General features: G+C 66.7%; 17 protein-coding genes and 1 riboswitch. Of the genes, 9 read left to right on the forward strand and 8 right to left on the reverse strand.

The genetic code is table 11. The features are described 5' to 3' along the window. Window positions 1-475: 475 nt before the first annotated feature. Window positions 476-1,639 carry an acyl-CoA dehydrogenase family protein gene (locus tag ABB28_RS14005; protein WP_057509244.1) on the reverse strand — a complete coding sequence of 388 codons (1,164 nt, stop codon included), beginning with the start codon at window positions 1,637-1,639 and terminating at the stop codon, window positions 476-478. Between the two features lie 29 nt (window positions 1,640-1,668). Then, window positions 1,669-2,394: a polymorphic toxin type 15 domain-containing protein gene (locus ABB28_RS14010; RefSeq protein ID WP_057509210.1), complete on the reverse strand. Its 726-nt coding sequence runs from the start codon at window positions 2,392-2,394 to the stop codon at window positions 1,669-1,671. A 372-nt stretch (window positions 2,395-2,766) separates the two neighbouring features. Between ABB28_RS14010 and ABB28_RS14015 the strand changes: the two genes are divergently transcribed. Both ABB28_RS14015 and ABB28_RS14020 read left to right on the forward strand, forming a co-directional pair. Further along, window positions 2,767-4,443: an electron transfer flavoprotein-ubiquinone oxidoreductase gene (locus ABB28_RS14015; RefSeq protein WP_057509211.1), complete on the forward strand. Its 1,677-nt coding sequence runs from the start codon at window positions 2,767-2,769 to the stop codon at window positions 4,441-4,443. A gap of 7 nt (window positions 4,444-4,450) precedes the next feature. Further along, complete coding sequence (locus tag ABB28_RS14020; protein WP_057509212.1) at window positions 4,451-4,834, forward strand: c-type cytochrome; 384 nt, start codon at window positions 4,451-4,453, stop codon at window positions 4,832-4,834. Here ABB28_RS14020 and ABB28_RS14025 read toward each other — a convergent pair. Beyond that, complete coding sequence (locus tag ABB28_RS14025) at window positions 4,831-8,028, reverse strand: ATP-binding protein (protein ID WP_057509213.1); 3,198 nt, start codon at window positions 8,026-8,028, stop codon at window positions 4,831-4,833. The genes ABB28_RS14020 and ABB28_RS14025 overlap by 4 nt on opposite strands. Window positions 8,029-8,145: 117 nt before the next feature. Between ABB28_RS14025 and ABB28_RS14030 the strand changes: the two genes are divergently transcribed. Further along, on the forward strand, window positions 8,146-8,784 hold the full coding sequence (locus tag ABB28_RS14030) for a response regulator (RefSeq protein WP_057509214.1): 639 nt from the start codon (window positions 8,146-8,148) through the stop codon (window positions 8,782-8,784). 12 nt (window positions 8,785-8,796) lie between these two features. Here ABB28_RS14030 and ABB28_RS14035 read toward each other — a convergent pair whose 3' ends face one another. Beyond that, window positions 8,797-10,941 carry a phosphocholine-specific phospholipase C gene (locus ABB28_RS14035; protein ID WP_057509215.1) on the reverse strand — a complete coding sequence of 715 codons (2,145 nt, stop codon included), beginning with the start codon at window positions 10,939-10,941 and terminating at the stop codon, window positions 8,797-8,799. Then, window positions 10,938-13,313, reverse strand: a complete 2,376-nt coding sequence (locus ABB28_RS14040) for a TonB-dependent receptor (RefSeq protein WP_057509216.1) — start codon at window positions 13,311-13,313, stop codon at window positions 10,938-10,940. Before ABB28_RS14040 ends, ABB28_RS14035 begins: the two co-directional genes overlap by 4 nt. A 120-nt stretch (window positions 13,314-13,433) precedes the next feature. Here ABB28_RS14040 and ABB28_RS14045 point away from each other — a divergent pair, with 120 nt between their 5' ends. The 3 genes from ABB28_RS14045 (at window position 13,434) to pnuC (ending at window position 17,518) form a co-directional block, all read left to right on the forward strand. Next, window positions 13,434-14,570: a phosphotransferase enzyme family protein gene (locus ABB28_RS14045; protein WP_057509217.1), complete on the forward strand. Its 1,137-nt coding sequence runs from the start codon at window positions 13,434-13,436 to the stop codon at window positions 14,568-14,570. Window positions 14,571-14,611: 41 nt separating this feature from the next. Further along, a riboswitch (TPP riboswitch) is annotated at window positions 14,612-14,707 on the forward strand. 67 nt (window positions 14,708-14,774) lie between these two features. After that, window positions 14,775-16,946: a TonB-dependent siderophore receptor gene (locus ABB28_RS14050; RefSeq protein ID WP_057509218.1), complete on the forward strand. Its 2,172-nt coding sequence runs from the start codon at window positions 14,775-14,777 to the stop codon at window positions 16,944-16,946. Then, window positions 16,943-17,518: a nicotinamide riboside transporter PnuC gene (pnuC, locus tag ABB28_RS14055; protein ID WP_211260396.1), complete on the forward strand. Its 576-nt coding sequence runs from the start codon at window positions 16,943-16,945 to the stop codon at window positions 17,516-17,518. Before ABB28_RS14050 ends, pnuC begins: the two co-directional genes overlap by 4 nt. Before the next feature lie 112 nt (window positions 17,519-17,630). On the opposite strand, the gene ABB28_RS14060 is transcribed toward pnuC, so the two are convergent. Together ABB28_RS14060 and ABB28_RS14065 are read right to left on the reverse strand one after the other, a co-directional pair. Further along, a complete protein-coding gene (locus ABB28_RS14060) occupies window positions 17,631-18,986 on the reverse strand; it encodes a putative bifunctional diguanylate cyclase/phosphodiesterase (RefSeq protein WP_083492036.1) in 1,356 nt (451 codons plus the stop codon). A gap of 53 nt (window positions 18,987-19,039) precedes the next feature. Next, complete coding sequence (locus ABB28_RS14065; RefSeq protein ID WP_211260397.1) at window positions 19,040-19,927, reverse strand: LysR family transcriptional regulator; 888 nt, start codon at window positions 19,925-19,927, stop codon at window positions 19,040-19,042. A 98-nt stretch (window positions 19,928-20,025) separates the two neighbouring features. On the opposite strand from ABB28_RS14065, the gene ABB28_RS14070 reads away from it, so the two are divergent. Beyond that, window positions 20,026-20,853, forward strand: coding sequence for an SDR family oxidoreductase (locus ABB28_RS14070; RefSeq protein WP_057509221.1), 828 nt, complete (start codon window positions 20,026-20,028; stop codon window positions 20,851-20,853). A gap of 629 nt (window positions 20,854-21,482) precedes the next feature. Here the strand turns inward: ABB28_RS14070 and ABB28_RS14075 are convergent. Further along, window positions 21,483-21,944: a hypothetical protein gene (locus tag ABB28_RS14075; protein WP_057509222.1), complete on the reverse strand. Its 462-nt coding sequence runs from the start codon at window positions 21,942-21,944 to the stop codon at window positions 21,483-21,485. Between the two features lie 610 nt (window positions 21,945-22,554). On the opposite strand from ABB28_RS14075, the gene ABB28_RS17785 reads away from it, so the two are divergent. Both ABB28_RS17785 and ABB28_RS17790 read left to right on the forward strand, forming a co-directional pair. Next, window positions 22,555-23,034 (forward strand): hypothetical protein, encoded by a 480-nt coding sequence (locus ABB28_RS17785; RefSeq protein ID WP_245625347.1) that lies wholly within the window; start codon window positions 22,555-22,557, stop codon window positions 23,032-23,034. A 105-nt stretch (window positions 23,035-23,139) separates the two neighbouring features. Next, entirely contained in the window at window positions 23,140-23,928 is a 789-nt protein-coding gene (locus tag ABB28_RS17790) for a hypothetical protein (protein WP_083492037.1), read from the forward strand. Window positions 23,929-24,318 lie beyond the last annotated feature (390 nt).

Below are 24,318 nucleotides of genomic sequence, written 5' to 3' on the forward strand. Positions count from 1 at the left end.
TGGCCGGTGTTGGCAGCCGGTGAGCGGATGGTCGCGTGCGTGGACACTGCGGCGGTGCTGTTGCCTGCGCGGTAGGTGGGTCGAACGGGTGGGACGCCCTCGCGGGTGGCTGCGTTTCGCTGGCTACGTGCTTTGGGCCGGGCGGTGGGGCTGTGCGGGGGACGGCAAAAGCTGCATCCATGCGGGCCTCGTTTCGCGCCATCCATGGCGCTCAACGCCCCCGCCCAGCCCCACCGCCCGGCCCCCTGACAGGTTCCGGTGGCCGCCACCCGCGTAATGAAGAAAGAAAAGCGGTAGCGCCGACCCATGGTCGGCGGAAGCCATAAGACCCCACTCCCCCAACACCCGCCGACCATGGGTCGGCGCTACCGAAGGCTCCATGGCCGCCATGGACCCGCCCCACCAACGCAAGAATCCTGCCGCTTTTGAAGTGGACGTTGCCGTTGCCTGGAAGCCGCGCGCAAGCGCGGAAAACTCAGAACGCAGTGAGGCCGGTCAGTTCGCGGCCTATCACCAGCTGGTGCACCGTCTCGGTGCCTTCGTAGGTGATCACCGATTCCAGGTTGAGCGCATGCCGGATCGCGGCGTGCTCGGTGGTGATCCCCGCCGCACCCAGCAGGTCACGGCATTCGCGTGCGATGTCGATCGCCATCCGGCAGTTGTTCCACTTGGCCAGGCTTACCTGCTGCGGTTGCAGCCTGCCTGCTTCCTTCAGCCGTCCCAGCTGCAGGGCCAGCAGCTGCGCACCGGTAATCCGGCGGGCCATGTCGGCCAGCTTGATCTGCGCACTCTGGGTGGCCGCCAGCGGCCGGCCGAACAGTTCGCGTTGGCCGGCATACGCCAGCACCTCGCGCAGGCAGGCGATGGCCGCGCCGATCGGACCCCAGCTGATGCCGAACCGCGCCTGGTTCAGGCAGCCCAGCGGGCCCTTCATGCCCACCACGCCCGCCAACCGGTTGGCCTCCGGCACCTGCACCTGGTCGAAGAACAAGGCACCCGTGGACGACGCACGCAGGCTCATCTTGCGGCCGATCTCCTGCACGCTGAAGCCTGCCATGCCGCGTTCCAGTATGAAGCCCTGCACACCGTCTTCGGTCTGCGCCCAGACGATGGCCAGATCGGCGATGGGCGCATTGGTGATCCACATCTTGCTGCCGTCCAGGCGCCACTGGTCACCCTCGCGCACCGCACGCGTCTTCATGCTGGAAGGATCCGACCCGCCGTGCGCTTCGGTCAGGCCGAAGCAGCCGATCCGTTCACCGCGGGCCATCGCCGGCAGCCACCGCAGCCGCTGCGCTTCGCTGCCGTAGGCGAAGATCGGATGCATGCACAGCGAACTCTGCACGGACACGAAACTGCGCAGGCCGGAATCACCGCGCTCCAGTTCCTGGCAGATCAGCCCGTAGGCCACCGCGTCCATCCCACCGCCGCCGTACGCCGGCGGCAGCGTCGCTCCGAGCAGCCCCAGCGCCGCGATCTCCGGCACCAGTTCAGCGGGGAAACGCGCCTGGTCGAAGCAGTCGCCGATGACCGGCAGCACGCGCTGGTCGACGAAGCGCGCCACGCTGTCCTGCACGGCGCGCTCTTCGTCGCTGAGCAGGGAACGGACATCGAACAGGTCGCAGGGATCAAGTCGCATCGGATGCACCAGGTGGGGCGGAATCGCGGTCATTGTGGTGGGGGCGGGGGCGCGGCGTCGAGGACGGCAGGCGCTTCGCGTACCAGCTGCCCGTTCATCCGCGTGCTCCCGCGCAGCCACGCCGGCACCCGCGAAGCGGCCGCATCCAGCTGCTGTACACGCGGGACCTCCCCCCGGCGTGCCAGCGTCCATTGCCGGCCGATGGTGCAGTTGACCTGGCCGTCGCCGAAGTCGCCGATCAGATCGCGCCCGCCCACCACCCGGTCCGGATTGTGCAGCGCATGCAGGCTGCGCATCTGCTGATCAGCCAGCAGCGCGGCGCGCTCGCCGGCTTCGGCGGGGGCGATGCCCTGCCCGGCAAGCGCCTCGCCATGCACTGCGGCCAGTTTGTCCCGCCATGAACGTCGCGCGCGACGTGCGATGCCTGGATCACGGGCGCGGGGGTCGAAGCGTGCGCGTGCGCCGAGGTATTCCTCCACCGTCAGCGCGTTGAGGCCTGCCTGCTGCCCGGCCAGCTGACGATCCAGTTCGTTGTACTTGCCGTGATCGAGCTTCTGCGGCGAGAAAACCAGCCGCAGGCAGCTCATGCCGGAACCGGCGAGGCAATCGGCCACGCGCGCAAGGACCCACGCCAGGGCACAGTGCGCCGGGGTGGCAGGGGCACGCGGTAGCAGGTCGTCTCGCGCCGCCAGCGGATCCATGCGGCCCGTCACCGCGTAGAACCCTGATGCGTCGCGGACCTGCCGGCGTGACATCGCGCATTCCTCTCGTCCCACTGTCCGCCACAGCGTAGGAATAACTGGTTGTTTCGATGGGCGATGGCCTGCTCATAACGCGCATCGTTCAAGACAAACGATGAAGGCGACCCGCAATGTCGATGCGCGCTATATCGGACCGCGGCAACGGTTCGCGTGCGACGCAGCGCAACTGCTGCATTGCAGCATCCAGCACCCGCAGGACGCGTCCTGCGGCCGGTGCAGCCCACATCGCGCCGGGCAACTGGCCGATCCGTCGGCCAGCCGTTAACCTGATGGATTCAAACACCCGTTTCGCCGTGGCAGCACGTGCGTTATTCCAGGCAACCACCGCCCCGCAGCACGGCGGTCTACCCAAGAGTCAGGTCATCCATGAGCGCAGAAGCCACCGAACTGCCCCCACGCGAAGTGATGGAATTCGATGTCGTCGTCGTCGGCGCCGGCCCCGCCGGGCTGGCCACGGCCATCCGCCTGCGCCAGCGCGCCATCGAAGCCGGCAGCGAGCTGTCGGTGTGCGTACTGGAAAAGGGCTCCGAACCGGGCGCGCACCTGCTGTCCGGCGCGGTGATGGACCCCCGTGCGCTGGCCGAACTGTTCCCCGACTGGGCCGAGCGCGGCGCGCCGTTGAAGCAGAAGGTCACCCGCGACGAATTCCTGTTCCTCAGTGAAACCGGCGCGCGCACCACGCCCAAGCCGCTGTTGCCGGAATGCTTCCACAACGAAGGCAACTACATCGTCAGCCTGGGCGAAGTGGGCCGCTGGCTGGCCCAGCAGGCCGAAGCGCTGGAGGTGGCGATCTTCCCCGGCTTCGCCGCCGCCGAAGTGCTGTACGGCGGGAACGGTGAGGTCATCGGCGTGGCCACCGGCGACATGGGCATCGAAAAAGACGGTCGGCATGGCCCCAATTACGAGCGCGGCATGGAACTGCTGGCCAAGTACACCGTCTTCGCCGAAGGCGCGCGCGGTCACCTCGGCCGCCAGCTGATCGCCCGCTTCAAGCTGGACGAAGGCCGCGATCCGCAGGCTTACGGCATCGGCATCAAGGAGCTGTGGCAAATCGATCCGGCAAAGCACGAACCGGGCCTGGTGGTGCATGCGGCGGGCTGGCCGTTGGACGGCAGCACCTACGGTGGCGCATTCCTGTACCACGCCGAAGGCGGCAAGGTCTCCATCGGCTACGTTGTCGGGCTGGATTACCGGAACCCGTGGCTGAGCCCGTTCGAAGAGTTCCAGCGCTTCAAGACCCATCCCGCCATCCGCACGCACCTGGAAGGCGGCAAGCGCATCGGCTACGGCGCACGTGCGATCACCGCCGGTGGCCTGCTGTCGCTGCCGAAAACCGTGTTCCCCGGCGGTGCGCTGGTCGGCTGCGAAGCCGGCTACCTCAATGCCAGCCGCATCAAGGGCAGCCACGCGGCGCTCAAGACCGGCATGCTGGCCGCCGACGCGGCCTTCGATGCAATCGCGGCCGGCCGCCAGCACGATGAGCTCAGTGCCTATCCGCAGGCCTTCGAATCCAGCTGGCTGCATGCCGAGCTGCAGCAGTCGAAGAACTTCAAGCAATGGTTCAAGAAGGGCCAGGCGGTGGCCACGCTGATGACCGGCATCGAACAGTGGCTGCTGCCCAAGCTGGGCATCCGCAACGCGCCGTGGACGCTGCGCCACAGCACACCGGACCACGCCTGCCTGGAGCCGGCCGCACAGCACACGAAGATCGACTATCCCAAGCCGGATGGCGTGCTGACCTTCGACAAGCTCAGCTCGGTGTTCCTGAGCAGCACCCACCATGCCGAAGACCAGCCCAGCCACCTGACGCTGAAGGACGCCAGCATCCCGGTGCAGGTCAACCTGGCCGAATACGCCGGGCCGGAAGCGCGCTACTGCCCGGCCGGGGTGTACGAGTTCGTCGGCGGCGAGGGCGACAAGCGCCTGCAGATCAACGCCCAGAACTGCGTGCACTGCAAGACCTGCGACATCAAGGATCCGACCCAGAACATCGTCTGGGTCACTCCGCAGGGTGGCGGCGGCCCGAACTACGCCGGCATGTGATCCGACGATGCGGATCCTGCTGCTGTTGGCCAGCGTCGCGCTGCTGGGCGCCTGTCGTGCCGCTGCGCCGCAGGATCCGGCGCAGGCCGCTGCGTTGGAACGCGAGCGCGCCTTCGCCATCTGCGCCGGCTGCCACACCGTGCACGCCGGCGGCATCAACCGCTACGGCCCGAACCTGCACGGCGTGTTTGGACGGCGTGCAGGCAGCCTGGCCGGCTATGCCTACTCCGATGGCATGCGCGCAGCGGACATCGTGTGGAGCGAACAGACACTGGACGCCTTCCTGCGTTCACCCGCTGCCAGTGTTCCCGGCACGCGCATGTACAACGCGTTCCCGGATCCGCAACGGCGCCGGCTGGTCATCGAATATCTGCAGCAGAACGCACGCTAGGCGCCGGCAGCGCCCACCGGCGAAGCAGGCAGCCAGCGCAGCAGGCACTGCCGCAGCTGTGCCAGCGACAACGGCTTGGTCAGCACCTCATCCATGCCCGCCTCACGGCAACGCCGCAGGTCCTGCTCCAGCAGGCTGGCGGTCAATGCCACCACCGGCAGGCGCGCAGCGCCCTGGCGCTGTTCGCGCTCACGCAGCAGGCGGGTGAACGCATAGCCATCCATCACCGGCATGCGGCAATCGCTGATCACCATGTCGAACGCGGAGGCCGCCAGCAGCTCCAGTCCTTCCCGGCCGTCGCCCGCCACGGCGTGCGATACGCCCAGCTGCTGCAGCCGCCAGGCCATCATCGCCTGCGCGGTCGGGTGATCTTCCACCACCAGCACCCGTGCCGTGCGCAGGTGCGTCGGCAGCGGCGGCACGCTGCCCGGACCCGGCACCGCGGCCATCACGTCGTCATCGCTGGCCACCGGCAACGGCAGCAGCACATCGACCTCGGTTCCCTTGCCGGCCACGCTGTGTACCAGCAGCCGCCCGCCCATCAGCTGCACCAGGCGCTGGCACAGCGTCAGTCCCAGGCCGATGCCACCGCGGTGGTGCGGGGCGGCGGCATCCACGTCGGCGAAGGGCTGGAACAGGGCCTGCAGTTGCTGCGGCTGCATGCCGATGCCGGTGTCGATGACCTGCAGGCGCAGTTCCTGCAGGCTCGGCGAACTGCCTTCCAGCACCTCCGCGCGCAGCACCACCTCGCCTTCCCGGGTGAAGGCGATGGCATTGTCCAGCAGGTTTTCCAGCACCTGGCGCAAGCGCAGCCCATCCACTTCGTGGGTGGCCGCCAGCCGCACGTCCACCTCCAGTCGCAGGCCCAGTCCCTTGGCCGCCGCCTGCGGTGCATGACGCTGCTGCAGCGATTCCAGCAGCGGCCGCAGCGGCATCGGCAACGGATCCAGGCGCAACGCACCGGCATCCATCTTGGCGTAGTCCAGGATGTCGTCCAGCATCTGCCGCAGCGCCTGCGCGGCGGACTCCGCTTCCTCCACCTGGGTGCGCTGGGCGGGCTGCAGGGCCGTATGCGCGAGCATCTCCAGCATGCCCAGCACGCCGCTCATGGGGGTGCGGATTTCATGGCTCATGGTCGCCAGGAAGCGGGCCTTCGCCTCGGCCGCCTGCTCGGCCGCGGCCATCGCCGCTTCCAGTGCATCGGCCTGCGCGCGCGCCTCGCTGATGTCCACCCAGTAGCCGCTCCAGGTGACCGTACCGGCATCGGCTGCATACGGCTGGGCCTGGCTGCGCACCCAGCGCGGCGATCCCGGCATGCCGGTGGTGCGGAACTCAAGTTCGAACGGCAGGAAGTCGCGCGCGGCGCGCTCGATGGACGCCTGCATGTCCGCCACGTCGCGCACGTCGATGGTCTCCAGCAGCGCCTGTGCCGAGGCCATCGCCTGCTGCGGGTCGATGCCGAACAGGGGCTGCATGTCACCGGCCACGTAGGGAAAATCGAGACCGCCATCGGCTGTCCAACGCATCTGGTAGACGACCGCCGGCAGGTTGCGGGTAATGTCGGCCAAGCGCTGTTCCAGTCGTCGACGGCTGGTCACTTCGCGCTGCAGCCGCCAGTAACCCAGCAGGTGCACCAGCAACGCGGTCAGCAGCACCAGGGCGAGCGGAATGCCCCAGCGCGCCAGCGCACGCCAGTCGCTGCCGCCCTGGTAGGCCACTGCCAGCCAGTCATTGCGCAGCGCCTCGCGTTCGCGCGGGCCCATTTCCTGCAGCAGGCGATCGAACCGCGTCGCCAGGCCGGCGTGTTCGCGCTTCACCGCCAACGACAGGTCATCCTCGAAGCCGGCCGGTGCGGCCACCTGCAACTGACCGGGGAAGCGCTCGCGCAGCAGCCGGTCGACGATCGCCAGGTTGCCGATGTAGGCCTGTGCTTCGCCGTCGAGCAATCGCTGCAGGGCCTGCTCGGCGCTGCGTGCCGCAAGGATGCGTGCCTCCGGCGCACGCTGCAGCACCGGCAGCCGCAGCCGCTCCGGATCAGACAGCAGCACGCGCTTGCCGGACAGGTCATCCATGTCCAGCACGGTGCCGCTGCCGGGTCCGGTCACGATGACATTGGGCACGCTGATGAAGGGCTGGCTGAACACCCAGCCTTCGCCCAGGTAACGCGAATCATTCGGCACCCCCATCACCGCATCGATACTGCCGCGACGCATTTTCTCGCGCAGGTCGAACCAGTCGTGGCTGGGTTCGGGGGTGAGCGTGGCGCCGGCCTGGCGCAGCCGCTGCAGGTACTCGCTGGCCAGCCCCGCAGGCCGTCCCTCGCCATCGGCGAAGGACAGCGGTGCGGCATTCGGGGCGAAGCCGGTACGCAGCGGCGTGGACAGCGCGCGGCGCTCCACCTGGTCCAATGCCTGCCGCGCCGGCGCAGACCATACCGGCACGCGCAGCCAGCGCGCGGCAATACCCGCACGCACCGATGCCGGCTGCCGCGCCATCGCCTGGTCCAGCGCCTCCAGCAGCGCCGGCCTGGACGGGGACACGCCGAAGTGCAGCGCGTCCAGGTCCATGTCGATCGGCCGCAGCAGCGCGATGCCTTCCAGGGCGTTGTCGTGGATCAGCTGGTTGGCCACGTAGGCGTTGCCGATGAACACATCGGCCTGCTGCTGCGCCACCATCCGCAGCGCATCCAGCGTGTGCGGCGCAGCCAGCTGGCGCGCGGCGGGAAAACGGGTGCGGATCTGCGCCTGGGTCAGGAAGTCCTGCTCGCTCACCACGCGCAGGCCCGCCAGGTCCGGATCATTGGACGCGCGCAGGTCATCGCTGCGCCCCACCACGGCCAGCGGCGCGGTCGCATACGACGTGCTGTAGGCCAGGCAGCGGCTCGGCGCGGCACTGGGCGACACGTTCATCACCACGTCGATGTCACCGCGGCAGGCGGCTTCCAGCACCTGCGGCCAGTTGGGATAACGACGATAGTCCAGCGTCACGCCCATCCGTGTCGCAAGATCGGCCAGCGTGTCCGGGCCCAGCCCGCGCACCCGGTCCCCTTCGACGAACTCGAACGGCGGCCAGCCACTGTCGTAGACCCCCACCGACAGCACCGCGTGGGGCCGGGAATCCGACGCTGTGTCGGCACGCGGCGCAGGGGGCGTGGCCCATGCCGTCGCAGGCAACAGCGACAGCAGCACGCCCATGCCGCATCCTCGGCAGTGAGCCAGGATCGTGCGCACCAGGTTCGCTCTCCTTAGAATAGGGATATCGTCGATGCCTGCTTCCCACCCAACCCATGTCACCCGGGGCCATACTAGAGCATGACGCTTCGCATCATCATCGCTGACGACCACCCGGTGGTTCGCATCGGCGCCCGGTCGGTCATCCACGGCAGCGGCGTCGGCGAAGTCGTGGCCGAGGCCGCCACCGCACAGGACCTGCTGGCCTACCTGTCCATCCATCCGTGCGATGTGCTGGTCACCGACTATTCGATGCCGGACAGCACCGTGCCGGATGGCTTTGCGATGATCAGCATGATCCGTCGACGCTATCCGCTGTTGCCGGTGCTGATGCTCAGCGTGTCCAGCAACCTGGCGATCCTGCGCATGGTGCGCGACGCTGGCGTGCTGGGACTGGTGGACAAGGGATCGTCGATGGACGAACTGCCCGTCGCCATCCGCACGGTCCACCGTGGCCTGCCCTACGTCAGCCTGTCGTTGAAGGAACGCGTGGAAGCAGCCGGCAGCAGCGCGATGGTGGAAGGCGAAGGCCGCCCGCTGTCACCGCGCGAAGTGGAGGTGCTGCGCCTGCTCGGCAAGGGCATGACGGTCAAGGAGATCGCCACGCTGCTGCATCGCAGTGCCAGCACCATCAGCCGCCAGAAGGGCGATGCGATGCTCAAGCTGGGGTTGAACAGCGATGCGCAGTTGTTCGATTACCTGCGCAACGGCCAGCTGTAGTCCCGCTGCGGTTCATCCCAGGTCGAACCGCAGCGGCGCATGCGCCATTGCCGGATCACTGCTGCCGGGCCGGCCGTCTTCCACGCGCCCCGCCAGCCGCTGGCGAGTGCCTGGCTGCTGCACGTCCAGGTCGTACCAGGCGCCGGTCGCGGCCGCCGGCCAGCGGATGCGTGCGGCTTCGCCAGCGGCCAGCGACAGCGTCCGCTCCGGCATCAGGCCCGGGTACGCGTTGCCGCGCACCGCTACCGTGACCGGCGCCGGACCGGGGTTGCGCAGCTGCAGGACCATGCTGTCTGCGACACGCTCGATCTCTGTTTCGACCGGCATCGGCGCCTGGGCACTGCCGCGGAAGCGCCGATGGAAGCCGTTCGGGCCGAGCACCCACAGGTCATGGCCCTGTTCCGCATCCAGCGGCCAGATGCCCTGCAGGTCCTTGCCCGGTCCCACGGTGTAGCGACGCGGCAGCGCCTCCAACCGCAGCAGGTCGTAAACGTGCAGCACGGCGGCGGCGCCCTCGCAGGCCAGCGTCAGCCGGACCTCGGCAGCCTCCGCATCGGTCTGGATGGCCACGCCGGGGCGGTAGGGCAGCGCGCGCGCGGGACGTATCCCGGGCTCCTGTCGCGCCGGCTGCAGGGCCTGCGGGGGCACCGGCACGGTCCGCGCCGGCAGGGCAGCGGCGCGCGCGGCGGTTGCGGCCGTGGCCGGCAGTGCGTGCGCGAACGGGCGGTTGTCGGTCCGGGAGAAGTCGAAGGCGGCGGTCAGGTCGCCACACACCGCGCGCCGCCACGCTGAGATAGCCGGCGCAGCCACGCCGAAGCGCCGCTCGATCAGGCGGATCACCGAGGTGTGGTCGTAGACCTGCGAATCCACCCAGCCACCGCGGCTCCACGGAGAAATGACGTACATCGGCACGCGCGGACCCAGCCCATAGGGGCGGCCATGCAGCGCGGCTTCGTCCTGCTTTTCATTGCCCGGCGATGGATGCCGGTGGTACTCGCCTGCGGTATCCACCACCGAAGCGCCGGCCCATCCAGCGGCCAGCGCGGGGTCGGCCGAAGGCGGGGCCGGCGGCGGCATGTGGTCGAAGAATCCATCGTTCTCATCGAACATCAGCAGCAGCGCGGTGCGGCTCCACACCGTTGGATCGGCGGTCAGTGCATCCAGTACCTGCGCGGTGTAGGCCGCGCCCTGTGCCGGACTGGACGGGCCCGGGTGCTCGCTGCCGGCGGCATCGGCAATCAGGAAGCTGACCTGTGGCAGGCGCCCGTCCAGCACGTCCTGGCGCAGCTGCTCCAGTCCGCGCGTGCTGACCGCGCGCTCGCGCAGTTCGGCGTCATGCCCGGGCGCGTTCCGCCAGGCCTGTCGGAACGCCTCGAACCCCGCCAGCGGGTTGTCGGTGAAGTTGTCGGCCATGTCCTGGTAGATGCGCCAGTCCACGCCGGCCTGCTGCAGCCGTTCGACATACGTGGTCCAGGTGTAGGACGCGGCGTGGCCGCCCAGCTCCGGGAAGTTGTCGTGCGAGTTGGCGACCGCGGGGCCGCCGGCCTGCGCCTGCGGATCGTTGTGCCCGGTCCACAGGAACAGCCGGTTCGGGTTGGTGCCGGCCTGCATCGCGCAGTGGTAGGCATCGCAGACGGTGAACGCTTCGGCCAGCGCGAACTGGAACGGCAGGTCGGCGCGCTGGTAATAGCCCATCGCATGGTCCTGCTTGGCCGCCGGCCAGTGCGCCATGCGCCCGTGGTCCCACGCCTTCTGCGCATCAGGCCAGGTGTGCGGGGTACCTTCCACGCGCATGTGGCCGAAGTGCGCGGCGGTATCCAGCGGGAACGGGGCGATGCCGTGGGTGCCGGCGGCGTTGGGCTGCAGCCACAGCGTGCGGGTCGGGTGGCCAGGCTGCAGCGGCGGGGCCGGCGGCACGAAACGGTCACCGAAACCGCGCACGCCGGGCAGGGTGCCGAAGTAATGGTCGAACGAACGGTTTTCCTGCATCAGCACCACGATGTGCTGCAGGTCCTGCAGGCTGCGCGTGCGCGCGTCCGGGGCGATCGCCGCCGCGCGCGCGATGCTCGGCATCAGCGCGGCGATGCCGGCCGCCACGCCGCCCTGCAGCAGGCGGCGGCGGCCGCTATCGTGCGGTGTGTGCTGCTGTTCGCTCACAGATCTACCCGTACCGAGAAGCCCACGGTGCGCGGTGCACCAATGAACGCAGTATCGCTGCCATCCACCCCGGACAGGTAGCGGCGGTCGGTGAGGTTGCTGACCACGAAGCTGGCGCCCACGCCCTTCAGCTTCGGCGACAGGTCCTGCAGGTCGAAGCCGATATTGGCGTTGAACACCGTGGCCGACGGCAGCTTGTTGGCGTTGGACGCGTCCAGGTAGCGCTCACCCAGGTAGCGGCCGGACACGCCGAAGTTCCAGCGTTCGCCCTGCCAGTCGGCCGACATCACCAGGATGTGGCGCGGCTGCCCGATCACATCGGCGCCGTCGACGATGCCCAGTTCGGCATCGCGCGCGGCGTTGCCACTGCCCAGGTATTCGGAGCGGTTGTAGGTGTAGGCCCCGTTGATGCGCCAGCCGTTGGCCCAGCCGTAGCCCAGCGCGGCTTCCACGCCGGTGCTTTCCACGCCACCGAAGTTTTCGTAGACGCCATCGGTCTCGTCCAGGTAGTCGATGCCATCGGCCAGGCGCGCGGGCAGGTAGACGATGCGGTTGTCGAATTTGATGTTGTACAGGGTGATCGAGCCGGTCAGCGGCCAGCGGCTGACGCGCAGGCCCAGTTCGATGTTGTCCGCGGTTTCCGGTTCCACCCGCGCGAAGCGCTGTGCATCGGTTTCGCCGAGCACGCCGGACGGAATGGCGGCGAAGTTCTGCGAATAACCGGCGAAGGCTTCCAGGCCCTGCACCGGCAGCGTCCAGGTGGCACCGGCGGACAGCAGCGGGTCGGACTTCGAATCCGAACGCACGTTCTCCGCCGCCCCGATCGTGCGCTGGCGCTTCTGGTCGACGAAGAACTGCTTGACGCCTACGCGTGCACTGAACGGGCCGAAGCGGGCCACGTCTTCGACGTAGTACATCTGCTCGTCCACCTTGTAGCGGTCTTCGAACTGCACCCAGTACGGCACGTTGTCGAAGGAGATATCCGTGCCGACGTTGAGCAGGCGGTGCCAATCGCGGCGCACGCTGCGGTCCACGTTCTCCACCCAGATGCCACCGCGCACGGTGTTGTCGATGCGGCCGAACTCCTGCTTCCATTCCACGTCCGCGGTGAAGCCGGCGCGGTCGTTGTCGTAGTGCGAGTGGCGATAGGACTGAACGCCCTGCACCCCTGCGGCGTAGCAGTTGGGGTCGTACTCGGCAGTGAAGCCGGCACGCGGCGTGCAGCCGGGCATCACCTGCGCGGCGCTGCCATCGGGGTTGACGAAATAGAACTGGCCCAGCGCGGAGCCGCCGTACACGGTGTCACCGCCGCGGTACTCGGATTCCGGATGGCCCACACCGTCTTCGCGCGCCTGCACCAGATAAGGCGGCAGCCAGTCGCCACGGCCTTCCATCCTGTGCGCGTAGCCGGCCACGCTGGCCTTGAAACCCGTGCCGCCGTCGAAGGCCGCACGCAGGTAGCCGAAGGTGTTCTCGCGCAGCGCACGCGAGCCGGAGCGGAAGTTCTGGTCCAGGTTCGGGATGCCGGTCAGGTTGCCGACCAGGCCATCGCGGTCCGGGTTGGTGGCGAAACTGGCCGGCGAAACGCTGGTGTATTCCGGTTCGTTGGCATCGTTGTAGGAGGCGTAACCGCTCAGCGTCCAGCGATCCAGTTCGGTGACGAACCTGGCGGCCACGTGGTCGTTGCTGGTACGGCCGCTGCCGTCGATCCAGTCGCGTACCTCGGCCGAGGAAGCGCTGATCCAGGCGCGGGTGTGCCCGGCCAGCAGGCCGGTATCGAAGCGGGCGTAATACTTGCGCGCGTCGTTGTCACCGCCGCCTACAACGAAGCGCACGCGCTGTTCCTGCAGCGGATCGCTGGTGAGGAAGTTCAGCGTGCCGCCCAGCGCTTCGTTGGAGCGCGATGAGATGTCCGCCGTACCCTGGCTGACTTCCACCGTTTCCAGGTCCAGGGTGTCGATGTAGCGGTTGGCCAGCGAGCCGCCGCCGTAGCCGGACCCACCATTGGGCAGGCCGTCGATGGTGGTTCCGATCTGCTGCGTATCGCGGTTGGTGACGAAGCCGCGCATGCTGATCTGCGTGCCCCACACCGACGAACCGGTGGCATCGGCCTCGCTGACCACCACGCCCGGCAACTCGTTGAGCGCGTTGTTGACACTGCTCAGGATGGTCTGCCGGTTGATGGTTTCCTTGCTGACCGACGTCTTGGAATAGCTGGTGGCCTGGCCGATCACCTGCACCTGGTCGAGCGTGCGCGCATCGTCGGCGGGGGCGGGCGCGCCTTCCTCGGCCGCATGGGCATGCAGCGCAGGCAGCAACATGACGGCGAGCAGGGAAACGCGGGGATAACGGCTACGTCCGGGAGCGGGCATCGGGTCAGGTCATGGGGGTGGGGTCGGCCGGAGTATTGGCAGGCGCAATGACGTGGGCATGACATGGCAAAGCGCAGCCGTGTCGGCGGAGTACCATGGCGTCCCCGCTGAAGCCTGCCCATGACCACTCCTGCCCACCACGTCCAAGGCCTCGACAACGACGAGGTCCCAGCCGACTGGCCTGCGATCAGCGCCGGCGAGATCGCGTGGCTGCAGCAACGTTTCGTGCAGCTGCACGGCCACTGCCGGTTGCTGTGGCACAGCCCGCGGCCGTTTTCCGCAGCGGCGTTGGTGGAAGGCCAGCAGGGGCGCTTCTTCATCAAGCGCCATCACCACAGCGTGCGCAGCGCTGCGGTGCTGTCCGAAGAGCATCGCTTCATCGCGCACCTGGCCGCCCATGGGGTGCCCGTGGCACGCGTCATCGCCGACCAGGATGGCGCGACGGCGGTGCCGCACGGTGACTGGACTTTCGAAGTACATGCCGAAGGCGCGGGGCAGGACCTGTACCGCGATGTGCCCTCGTGGACGCCGCCGGCCAGCGTGGAACAGGCCTGGCAGGCCGGGCGCATGCTGGCCCTGCTGCACACCGCCTCGGACAGCTTCCACGCACCGCAGCGGGCGACCCACCTGCTGGTCGCGCGCGATGACCTGATCCGCGCCGAGGACCCGATCGCGCTGCTCAGCGCGCAGTTGCCCGGACGTCCCGGGCTGGCCGCTTACCTGGCCGACACGTCGTGGCAGGCCGACCTGCAGCGCGCGATCCTGCCCTGGCACGTCGGGCTGGCCGCACGGCTGGCCGCCGAGCCTCGCCTGTGGGGCCACAACGACTGGCATGTGTCCAACCTGCTGTGGCAGACCGGCAGCGGCGCCAGCACGGTCAGCACCGTGCTCGATTTCGGGCTGGCCTCGCCCACCAGCGCGCTGTACGACCTGGCTACGGCGATCGAACGCAATGCCGTCGCGTGGCTGCAACTGGACCGTGGCGCACAGGCGGTACGCGGTGACATCGCACTGGCGCTGCTGCTCGGCTACCGCGATGCGCGGCCGCTGTCGGCCGACCAGGTCCGGCTGCTGGCCGACCTGCTGCCCGTGGTGCACCTGGATTTCGCGTTGTCCGAAGTGGAGTATTTCCACGCCATCACCGGCTCCCGCGCCAACGCCGACGTGGCCTACCGGACCTTCCTGCTCGGCCACGCCGACTGGTTCCGCACCCCCGCCGGGCAAGGCCTGCTGGCCACGCTGCGCGGCGCCGCCTGAGCGGCTGATTCGCTTCTTCGGCCGTTTTGGTGTGAAATGAGGGCCTGAAGCGGGGGTGCCTGGTTTGACCAGGCTGAGAGAGTCCCTTGGAACCTGATCCGGTTTGCACCGGCGTAGGGAGCTTTGAGCAGCAAGCGCATGGGCCCGCAGGGCCCCTGCGCGCGCGCCGTCGCTTCGTCTTTCTTCCTGTTGATGACGAATCGAATGAACCGCTGCCTGCGCCCTACGCTGTTGACCGTTGCCCTCTGTGCCGCGCTGCCGCTGCACGCTGCCGAGGCCAGCGCCGAATCCTCCCCGCGTTCCCCGACTGAACTGGCTGCCGTGCGCGTGCAGGCCCAGCAGGCCCCGGCCGCCACCACGCCGTCGAGCAGCTTCGGTACGGCCAGCTGGAAGGACACCCCGGCCTCGGTGAACGTGCTGGACCGTAGCCTGCTGGACAGCCGACAGGTGCGCACGCTGAGCGAAGTGGCCGCCAACGATGCCTCGCTGGGCGACAGCTACGCGCCGGTCGGCTATTACCAGAACATCGCCATCCGTGGCTTTGCGCTGGATACCGCCACCGGTTACCGCTTCAATGGCCTGGCCACCACTGGCGAGCAGCGCATCGCGCTGGAGAACATCCAGCAGGTGGAAATCCTGAAGGGCGAAGCCGGGCTGGCTGCCGGGGTGATGGCGCCCGGCGGCATCATCAACTACGTCGGCAAGCGCGCTGCCGAAGTGCGCACCGTCACCCTGGGGACTGATTCGGAAGGCACCCGTTATACCGCCGTGGACGTGGGCCACTGGCTGACGCCGCGCTTCGGCGTGCGCGTCAATGCTGCATGGGAAGACAGCGCGTCCTACATCGACCACGCCGACGGGCGTCGCAACTTCTATTCGCTGGCCGCGGACTGGCTGATCGGCGAACGCGGCAAGCTGGAGGTGGATGCCAACTACCAGACCAGCGCACAGCGTTCGGCATCGGGCTTCCAGCTGCTGGGCGCGACCGAGCTGCCGCGCGCGGTGGACCGCTCGAAGATGCTGGGTTACCAGCCGTGGCAGCAGCCGGTCGGCATCGCCAGCACCAACCTGACCGCCCTGCACACCTTTGAACTGGGTCCACGCTGGCAGTCGCGGGTGTCGGCCAGCCACAGCCGTTCGGTGATCGATGACAACGTGGCCTTCGCCTACGGCTGCTACTACGCCGCGCAGTGCGCCGATGGCAGCGTGCCGGGCAACTATTTCGCGCCCAATGGCGACTATGACATCTACGATTACCGCAGCCCGGACGACACCCGGGTCAACCAGGAACTGCGCGCCGAACTGCGTGGCAGCGTCGACACCGGCCGCGTCACCCACCAGCTGAGCTTCGGCGCAGATACCTTCCGGCGTACGGTGGACAAGCGCCAGAACGTCAACGAGTACGTCGGCACGGCCAACATCCATGATCCGCAGGTGCCGGTGTTCGCGCCCTCGCCGTTGCAGCCCGGCGCCTCCGTGCGTCGCCTGGACAGCCGCCAGGATGGCCTGTTCGTCCTGGACCGCATGCGCTTCGGTGATGACTGGCAGTGGCTGGCCGGCGGGCGCATGGTGCGGCTGGACGAACGCGCCTATGACAAGCGCGGCAACCCGGAACGGCACAGCCGGATCTCACGCTTCCTGCCGCAGACCGCGCTGATCTGGAACGCGACCGACCAGGTGAACGCCTACGTCAGCTACGTGCGCGGCATTTCGCTGGGCCAGGAGGCCCCGTTCTGGACGTCCAACGACGGCGAGTTCCTGCCGCCGGTGCTGTCGCGGCAGCTGGAAGTGGGCATCAAGTACGGCGCCACCGATGCGTTGACCCTGGGTGCGGCGATCTTCCGCACCAGCCAGCCCTTCCAGTACGCCAAGGCCGACGACAGCGATGCCGGCTTCACCTTCGTGCAGGAAGGCCAGCAGACCCACACCGGGCTGGAATTGACCGCCAACGGGCGCATCACCGAGCAGCTGCAGGTCACTGCCAGCGCCAGCGTGCTGCAGGCGCGTGCACGCGATACCGCCACCGCCGCCTACGAAGGCCACCAACTGGTCAACGTACCGAAAACGCGGGCCACCGTGCACCTGGACTACGCGCTGCCGTTCGCCACCGGCGTGGGCGTCACCGGCGGCTGGCGCTATGCCGCATCCAACACCGCCACGGTGGATGGCAGCGTGCGCGCCCCCAGCTACAGCGTGGTCGACCTGGGCCTGCGCTACCAGCACACGCTGCGCCAGCAGCCGGTGACGTGGCGGCTGTCGGTGGACAACGTGTTCGACAAGTTCTACTGGCGTGATACCGGCAGCAGCGCCGGTGACTACTACCTGTTCGCCGGTGCGCCGCGGCAGGCGCGCCTGTCGGTCACCATCGCGCTATGAACGCCGAACTGCTGGAGTGGTCGGCCGCGGCGCTGAGCATCGCCGGCGTGTGGCTGATGACGCGGCGGCGGCTGATCGGCTGGCCGATCGGGCTGACCTCGGTGGCGCTGTATGCGCTGGTGTTCGCCGAGGCCCGCCTGTATTCGGACACGCTGCTGCAGGTGGTGTTCGGTGGCTTCCTGGTCTACGGCTGGATGAGCTGGCGGCACAGCGCGCAGGCCGATGGCCGGGTCAGCATCGTGCCGCTGCCGGCGCGGTACGTGGTGCGCGATCTCGGCATCGGCGTGGCGTTCGGGCTGGCGCTCGGTGCCGGCATGCATGCCCTCACCGACGCGGCGATTCCGTGGCTGGATGCGTTGCTGGCGGCGCTGAGCCTGGTCGCGCAGTGGTGGCAGGCGCGTCGCCATGTGGCGGCGTGGTGGCTGTGGATCTTCGTCGATGTGATCTACATCGGCGTCTACCTGTTCAAGTCACTGCACGTGACCGCCGCGTTGTACGTGGTGTTCATCGGCTTGGCGATGCTCGGCGTGCGCGCGTGGTCGGCCAGCGCCCGCCACCCGGGTTACCGGTAGCGCCGAGCCGTGCGCGGCGGCCGTTGGTTGCCGCGTCACGGTGCCCCCGCCGAGCATGACTCGGCGCTGCCAGGGGCGCGCAGCGCGGCGTGGGCCGCGCACGCGCACACCATCAGACCCGCGGTGCCACGTGCGCGGCATGGAAGTCATCAGCGGTCACCGGCCGGCCGAACAGATACCCCTGGAACACCCGGCAGCCCATGCTGGCCAGCCACGCGCGCTGCTGTTCGGTTTCCACGCCTTCGGCCACGGTGGACACCCCGAGGATGGCAGCGATCTCGATGATCTTGCGCACCAGTTCGCGATGGCTTGCGTCCTCGCCCATGCCGCGCACGAAGGTCTGGTCGATCTTCAGCTCATCCAGTGGCAGCACCTGCAGCAGCGACAGCGACGAGAAGCCGGTGCCGAAGTCATCCAGCGACCAGGACACGCCGTCCTCGCGCAGGGCATTCATGGTCGAGGCGATCTGCGCGTGGTCGTGGGCCAGCGCCGATTCGGTGATCTCCAGCCGCAGCCGGGTGGCCGGGGCGCCGGTGCTGCGCACGATCTCCCGCACGTCCTGCACGAAGGTCGCCGAGGCCAGCTGCAGCGGGCTCACGTTCACCGAAAGCACCCACGTGTTGACGCCGGGCAGCGCGGACCAGTCAGCCAACTGCACGCACGCACGGCGCAGCACCATCAGGCCGATTTCATGGATCAGCCCGGTCTGTTCGGCCAGCGGGATGAAGTTGACCGGTGACTGCAGCCCATGCCCGGGCCGGTCCCAGCGCAGCAACAGCTCGGCCCCCACGACCTGGCCGTTGAGCGCGACCTGCGGCTGCAGGAAGGCGCGCAGTTCGCGCTGGGTGATGCCACGCACCAGCGCCGAGTACTGGTTCATCTGCTCGCCGAGGTCTTCGCGGAAGATCGCCAGCACGCCACCGGTCAGCCCCATCGCGGTCAGCGTGTTCAAGCCGTGGCGGATCTTCCGCACGCCGTCCGGCAGCCGCTCCAGGCGCGCACCGAGGCTGACCGGATCGATCGCCAGCCACACCAGTGCGACCATGCACAGCGTCGGCAGGATCCAGCGCAGGTAGACACCTTCACTGCGGAACAGGAAGAAGGTCGCCGCACCGATCGGCAGCAGGAACAGGTGGGTGGAACGTGCTGCCGCCGCGGTGGGTGTTTCGGCCAGGCTGACGAAGATGGTCATCAGCAGCAGGACGTGCGCGATGAGCACGATCGACAGCCTGGCACGCCGGTTGGCGATGACGAAGCAGGCCACGCCCACCAGGGTCAGCGCACACAGCACCCAGGCCAGCATCGTCATGCCATGGGTGCCGTAGTAGGTGGCCCAGGCCACGCCGTGCAGCGTGCAGACCACCCCGCCGAGGTGCAGCAGGCGCTTCACGCGCGGCCATTGCGCGTGATCGGGGAACTTGCGGGTCACCCACTCCCGACGACTACGCGCACTTCCTGTCTCGAGCATGCAGGTCCACTATTTTTTTCGCCATGGTACTGATGCGGCGCAGCAAGTGTTAATCAACCTTCACGTATCACCTCGATGAAAGCACGAAGGCTTGGCGGCATGTGCCGGTTGGCGGGGAAATACAGCTGCGATCCGGCGCCGGGCGGACTCCAGTCTTCCAGTACGATCAGCAGCGCTGCTTCGTCCAGCGCACGGCGTGCGTTGCTTTCCGGCACGTAGGCGATACCCAGGCCCGCCACCGCCGCTTCCACCATCAGCGCACTGTTGTCGAGGGTGAGCGCGCCCGGTGCGTCGATCGCCACTTCCTGCCCCCGCTGGCTGAACTCCCAGCGATAGCGCTTGCCACTGGGCAGGCGCTGGCGGATGCACTGGTGATGGATGAGATCGTCCGGCACCTGGGGCGCAGGATGCTGTTGCAGATAGGTGGGTGATGCCACTGCAAGGAAGCGCAGAGAAGGTTCCAGCGCCACCGCGACCATGTCCCTCGGCACCGCCTCGGCCAGCCGGATGCCGGCATCGAAGCCCTGCTCCACGATATCCACCAGCGTGCCTTCGGCCACCAGGTCCAGTTGCACGTCCGGATGGCGCTGCAGGAAGGTCGGCACCACGGTGCGCAACAGCAGGCTGATCGCACCGGCGTTGCCATTGATGCGCAGGGTGCCGGTGACGCGCCCATTGGCACCGCTGGCGTCTTCCAGCGCTTCGTTCAACTGCCCGAGCAGGGGCCCGATGCGCTGCAGCAGCTGCTCGCCGCCCTCTGTGAGCGAGACGCTGCGCGTGGTCCGGTGCAGCAGGCGCGTGGCGAGACTGGTTTCCAGCCCGCGCACGGTGTGGCTGAGGGCAGACGGTGTCAGGCCCAGCAGGTCCGCAGCGCGACGGAAGCTGCGGTGTTCGGCCACGGCCATGAAGGCACGCAGGTCAGCCAGTGTGGGCGCCTTGATTGCTGAAACCATTTCACTGACTCGTGCGGTTTGCTGAGGATTATCATCCTAGCGCGTGCGGCCCATCATCAGGGCTCATCACTCACGAGGGCACGCACATGGCAAGCAACTGGTTGATCACGGGAACCTCCACCGGCCTCGGCCGGCTGATGGTGGAGCGCCTGCTGGCGCGCGGCGACCGGGTGGCGGCGACGCTGCGTCGCCCGGGCGCATTGGATGACCTCAAGGCGCGGCATGGCGAGGCCCTGCAGGTGCTGACGCTGGACCTGACCGATACCGGGCAGATCACGGCCGTGGTGGACGAAGCGTTCGCGCGGCTGGGTCGGATCGACATGGCGGTCAGCAATGCAGGCTACGGTCTGTTCGGTGCCGGCGAAGAAGTCAGCGACGAACAGATCGAGCGCCAGTTGGCGACCAACCTGGCCGGCTGCATCCACTTCATCCGCGCGTTGCTGCCGCGCCTGCGCGCCCAGGGCGGCGGGCGCATCGTGCAGGTATCGTCCGAAGGTGGACAGATCGCCTATCCGAACTTCAGCGTTTACCACGCCAGCAAGTGGGGCATTGAAGGGTTCGTGCAGTCGGTGAGCCAGGAAGTGGCGCCGTTCAACATCGACTTCATCATCGCCGAGCCCGGCCCCACCGGTACGAATTTCGCTGCCGCGCTGGACCATGCCCCGACCATGGACTGCTATGAAGACACGCCCGCCGGCGAGGTGCGCCGTGCGGTTGCATCGGGCGCGTTCGTGATCCGCGGCGATGCCGGAAAAACCGTGGACGCGATGATCGCCGCGGCCGATGCAGACAGCCCGCCGCTGCGATTGGCGCTGGGCAGCACCGCCTATGCGTCGATCAAGGCCGGGCTGGCGGCGCGGCTGCAGGAACTGGAAGCGCACAAGGCGGTGACGTTGTCGGTGGATGGGGAGTGATCGCCCCTGTGGGTCTTACACCATAGTTCGTGTAGCAAATGAATTCATAGTTTGCGCAAATCGACGCGTTTGAGGCACGAACTTTGGCGTACATGTACACCATAGTTTGTTCAAATCGAAGGTTTACACTTTTTAATCAGACGCTTAGCCAAGCTCCAAGTGTGGCCGCTGTAGCGCATAGTTTGTGCACTTCGGTCGATTCGGTCGATGCACCGCCTTGCAGCAACCGCTTCCGGCCAGAAGCGGACAACTAATCCGTGAATCGCCCAACATGACGTAGATAGGCGCCGCCCTCACTGCATGTCCGCTATCGGCTAGAACCGAGCCTCATCGCTTATGCCATCAAGACCAGAGCGCCCCTCGCCATGGCACTGATCTATGGTGATGCCCGCCCGATTCGAATGGGCGACCTTCCCCTTAGGAGGGGGGCGACGCCGCTAGCAATTGCAGGGCTTTGGCGGCCGACTGTGCCAAACCTGCGCCCTTTCGTACCCGGTTTGCCCTCGCACGAGCAAGGAAGCCCTGGCGTCGTTAATCTCGAGACGGGATTCTTCGATGCCGCTATGGGGCGCCGACAGGGTATGTGGACCACAACCGCCAGTGCCGCCGACCGCCCCTAAAGGGCGGAATTAGAGAATTCGCACAGGCGGCAATGCTGCGTCCCGCTTGTCCACGGGCAGCAGCGAGCGAAGGAATTGGTCAGGATCGGCCCCTCTGGAATCGCAACTCTCTTCGATCTGCTCAACCAGCCAAGGCGAAAACTGAATGAAGGACTCACCCTCCGCAGCTCGATCATCTATCGCCATCCCGAGCAGCAGACCAAGAGCAAGGAACTCGTCATCTGTCCCTGCCGTAGCTTCGCCCATCACCACTATCGTCCAGTTCTCGCCGTCTGCGCTTCCCTCAACGTGAGCGAGAGCCCCCCCGGACTCATCCAGAAGCTCCGCAATGACGTTTGGCTCTGAATCATAGGCCTTGAAGAACGCTGCGACATTTGAATTCACGCCGGACGACCGAGCAGCAGCCGCCTCCGCCCTTCTTTGCCGCTCTTTGAGCTTCTCGTTGCGCTTGGCATCAGACTGTTTACCCACATCGCCTCCTTGGCATGATCCTTGGAGAGTGTAGCTCGGCCGCAGGCGATCAGGCCCAGCTCCCTAACCTCGCGATCGAGGCCGGCCGCGAGCTGTCCGTGTGCATCCTGGAGAAGGGCTCCGAACCGGGCGAACACATCCTGTCCGGCGCATCCCGAAACCGTAGGGCAGTGCCCCAACCGGTCGGAGGTCGGAGATAGAGGCAGGCCACCGCCTCTCCCCCTAGGCATCGTTTTTGAGCACGCCATACGACTGATGCATAAGGAATTCGGCGTCACAACCGCGGAACGGAGATAGCTCATTTCTCCCTGTACGCATCAATAGGTTACGGATCAATAGGTTGAAGGAACCGGTGTATTGATGAGGAGGACCTGGAGCAGCGCGCCTGGACCAGCCGTCCCGGGCGGACGGCTTTGGGACCCGATTCGTTGTCTTGCACTTCAATAACTTAGACTACATTGCCACGCCTTTTGACACACTATCGGCCAGTCTCAACAGAAAGAACTTAGCCACTGCTTAACATCACTTAGAAGTCAGCAATCCCAGCTCGCCGCACCTGTTGCCGACGGCCGCCGACTGCGCTAGAACAACCAAATCATCAGGAGGGCATATGGAAGCGAATCCACCATGGAAATGCGATCAGTGCGGGCATCCGATCAACAGCGTTGAGGACGGCTGGGTTGAATGGCTCAATGGCTCCATTGCTGAGCAATGGGAAGGAGCTCTCCGGGGACTCCGACTTGTGCACCACAAGCCTGCTTCGCCAAACGCAGACCAAGGCGGCTGCTACCACGATGAGGCGTACTGGTTCGCCGCCAAGCGATACACGGTCAGCGATCTCCCCTTGACTTCCTTCGTTGGCCCCGATGGTTTGGTAACGTTGCTGGCGTTTCTCGCAGACCGTCGTTTCGCAGACCCAGATGAGGTCCTCGAATTGATCAAGCGTCTACATGTCCCAAACTATGAAGGGGCTCGGAACTCATTTGAGGCCGCGATAGCTGAAGGTGTGTTTGAGCCGCGTTCGACACCCGGGTACTACGATCAGCGCGAACTACTGGCAGTCTTGAACTGGATTAACAACGAGCAGTAAGGGCAAATCAGTCAATTCTATTTCGGGGGTTACCAGACAATAGAGCGACCCTCACCTCAAGATAAGCTTGAAAGAGGTGATCCGGCGAGTAATCGGAGATTAGCTATGGATCCATTTGCCCCACCTCTTACTGGCCAATGCTGCCTATGCGGGTCCACCGAGGCGCTTTCAGGCGAGCATAAGGTCAAGGCCGCAGCGCTTCGTAGTGAGTTTGGTGCGCAACCGATGGTTATCGGACGCCCAGGCGAACGCTACCGCCATGCACAGAGCCCAAGCTCGAAGCAGTTTCATTTTTCCGCTCGCATATGCGAGACCTGCAATAACGCGAGAACTCAGCCGGCCGATTTGGCATTTGACGCATTTAGAGCACTGGCGTCAGACCTCTTGAGAACGGGGGAGGATCCCGCAAAGGTGCATGAAGACCCCCGCTTCAATGCCAATGGCGGAATACTTTATTTGGATGTTTTCAGGTATTTCGCGAAGCTTATGTGCTGTCACTTGGCAGAGATTGGCGCAACTTTTTACGAGCCGATTGCTGATTTTGCCATAGGTATAAGTGATAACAACTATGTTTTGCTTTGCGTAGATGCCGACGTCGCCTACCGCCGCCTACGCGAGAATGGTGCAATCCATAGCTACGCCGCCCACGGCGGCCTGATCGTCACAGGTAACCCCCAATATCACGCGCCCGAGGCTTTCCATTCCACACTTACCATTGGCCCAGTCCGCTACTGCTACAGGATCCATCTCAACGAGGTAGGACAGGCGCAACTGCAGCATGAGCACCCTGATTTTTACGCGTGGTGCCAGCGCAGAATTCGTCATGCAATTGACAATCCAATGAGCGCCGACGACAGAGAGTTGCTTGGGTTGAACGGCGTTAACGAGAAGTAGTGAGACCTGATCCTGGATGCCAAGAGCAAAAGAAGCTTAACCCTCGCAATTCGCAGCCGAAGACGACGTTTTCGCCCCCCCCCCGTAAATCAACGGGTTACGGCCAAATACGGGTGACGCCGCTGCCCGAATGGTCGTCGGCCTCGCGCGCGTGGAAGATCGCGGCCGCAAGCTCTCGCTTGATTCGATAACGGCCATGGTGCAGTGGCGACGCCACGTCCCCGTGGGAGGGGGCGACATGCCGATGCGGCAGCAAGGCATTCTGCCTGTTCTGCCACAGGTCTGCAGCCCACCTACTCAAGGGCTCTAACGTGACGACCGCTAGGTCCAGGCGTAGACCGCGGCCCCCATTGACATGCGGGACGACATGATCGACAGATTACAGACGAT

Source organism: Stenotrophomonas chelatiphaga (genome assembly GCF_001431535.1).
In the GTDB taxonomy this organism is placed as follows: domain Bacteria; phylum Pseudomonadota; class Gammaproteobacteria; order Xanthomonadales; family Xanthomonadaceae; genus Stenotrophomonas; species Stenotrophomonas chelatiphaga.

Bases quoted from the DNA above. Each gene is read 5' to 3' on its own strand.
- ABB28_RS17785 (WP_245625347.1), top strand. From the start codon at position 22,555: ATGGAAGCGAATCCACCATGGAAATGCGATCAGTGCGGGCATCCGATC.
- ABB28_RS14015 (WP_057509211.1), top strand. From the start codon at position 2,767: ATGAGCGCAGAAGCCACCGAACTGCCCCCACGCGAAGTGATGGAATTC.
- ABB28_RS14005 (WP_057509244.1), bottom strand. From the start codon at position 1,639: ATGCGACTTGATCCCTGCGACCTGTTCGATGTCCGTTCCCTGCTCAGC.
- ABB28_RS14060 (WP_083492036.1), bottom strand. From the start codon at position 18,986: ATGCTCGAGACAGGAAGTGCGCGTAGTCGTCGGGAGTGGGTGACCCGC.
- ABB28_RS17790 (WP_083492037.1), top strand. From the start codon at position 23,140: ATGGATCCATTTGCCCCACCTCTTACTGGCCAATGCTGCCTATGCGGG.
- ABB28_RS14030 (WP_057509214.1), top strand. From the start codon at position 8,146: ATGACGCTTCGCATCATCATCGCTGACGACCACCCGGTGGTTCGCATC.
- pnuC (WP_211260396.1), top strand. From the start codon at position 16,943: ATGAACGCCGAACTGCTGGAGTGGTCGGCCGCGGCGCTGAGCATCGCC.
- ABB28_RS14010 (WP_057509210.1), bottom strand. From the start codon at position 2,394: ATGTCACGCCGGCAGGTCCGCGACGCATCAGGGTTCTACGCGGTGACG.
- ABB28_RS14040 (WP_057509216.1), bottom strand. From the start codon at position 13,313: ATGCCCGCTCCCGGACGTAGCCGTTATCCCCGCGTTTCCCTGCTCGCC.
- ABB28_RS14050 (WP_057509218.1), top strand. From the start codon at position 14,775: ATGAACCGCTGCCTGCGCCCTACGCTGTTGACCGTTGCCCTCTGTGCC.
- ABB28_RS14020 (WP_057509212.1), top strand. From the start codon at position 4,451: ATGCGGATCCTGCTGCTGTTGGCCAGCGTCGCGCTGCTGGGCGCCTGT.
- ABB28_RS14025 (WP_057509213.1), bottom strand. From the start codon at position 8,028: ATGGGCGTGCTGCTGTCGCTGTTGCCTGCGACGGCATGGGCCACGCCC.
- ABB28_RS14070 (WP_057509221.1), top strand. From the start codon at position 20,026: ATGGCAAGCAACTGGTTGATCACGGGAACCTCCACCGGCCTCGGCCGG.
- ABB28_RS14045 (WP_057509217.1), top strand. From the start codon at position 13,434: ATGACCACTCCTGCCCACCACGTCCAAGGCCTCGACAACGACGAGGTC.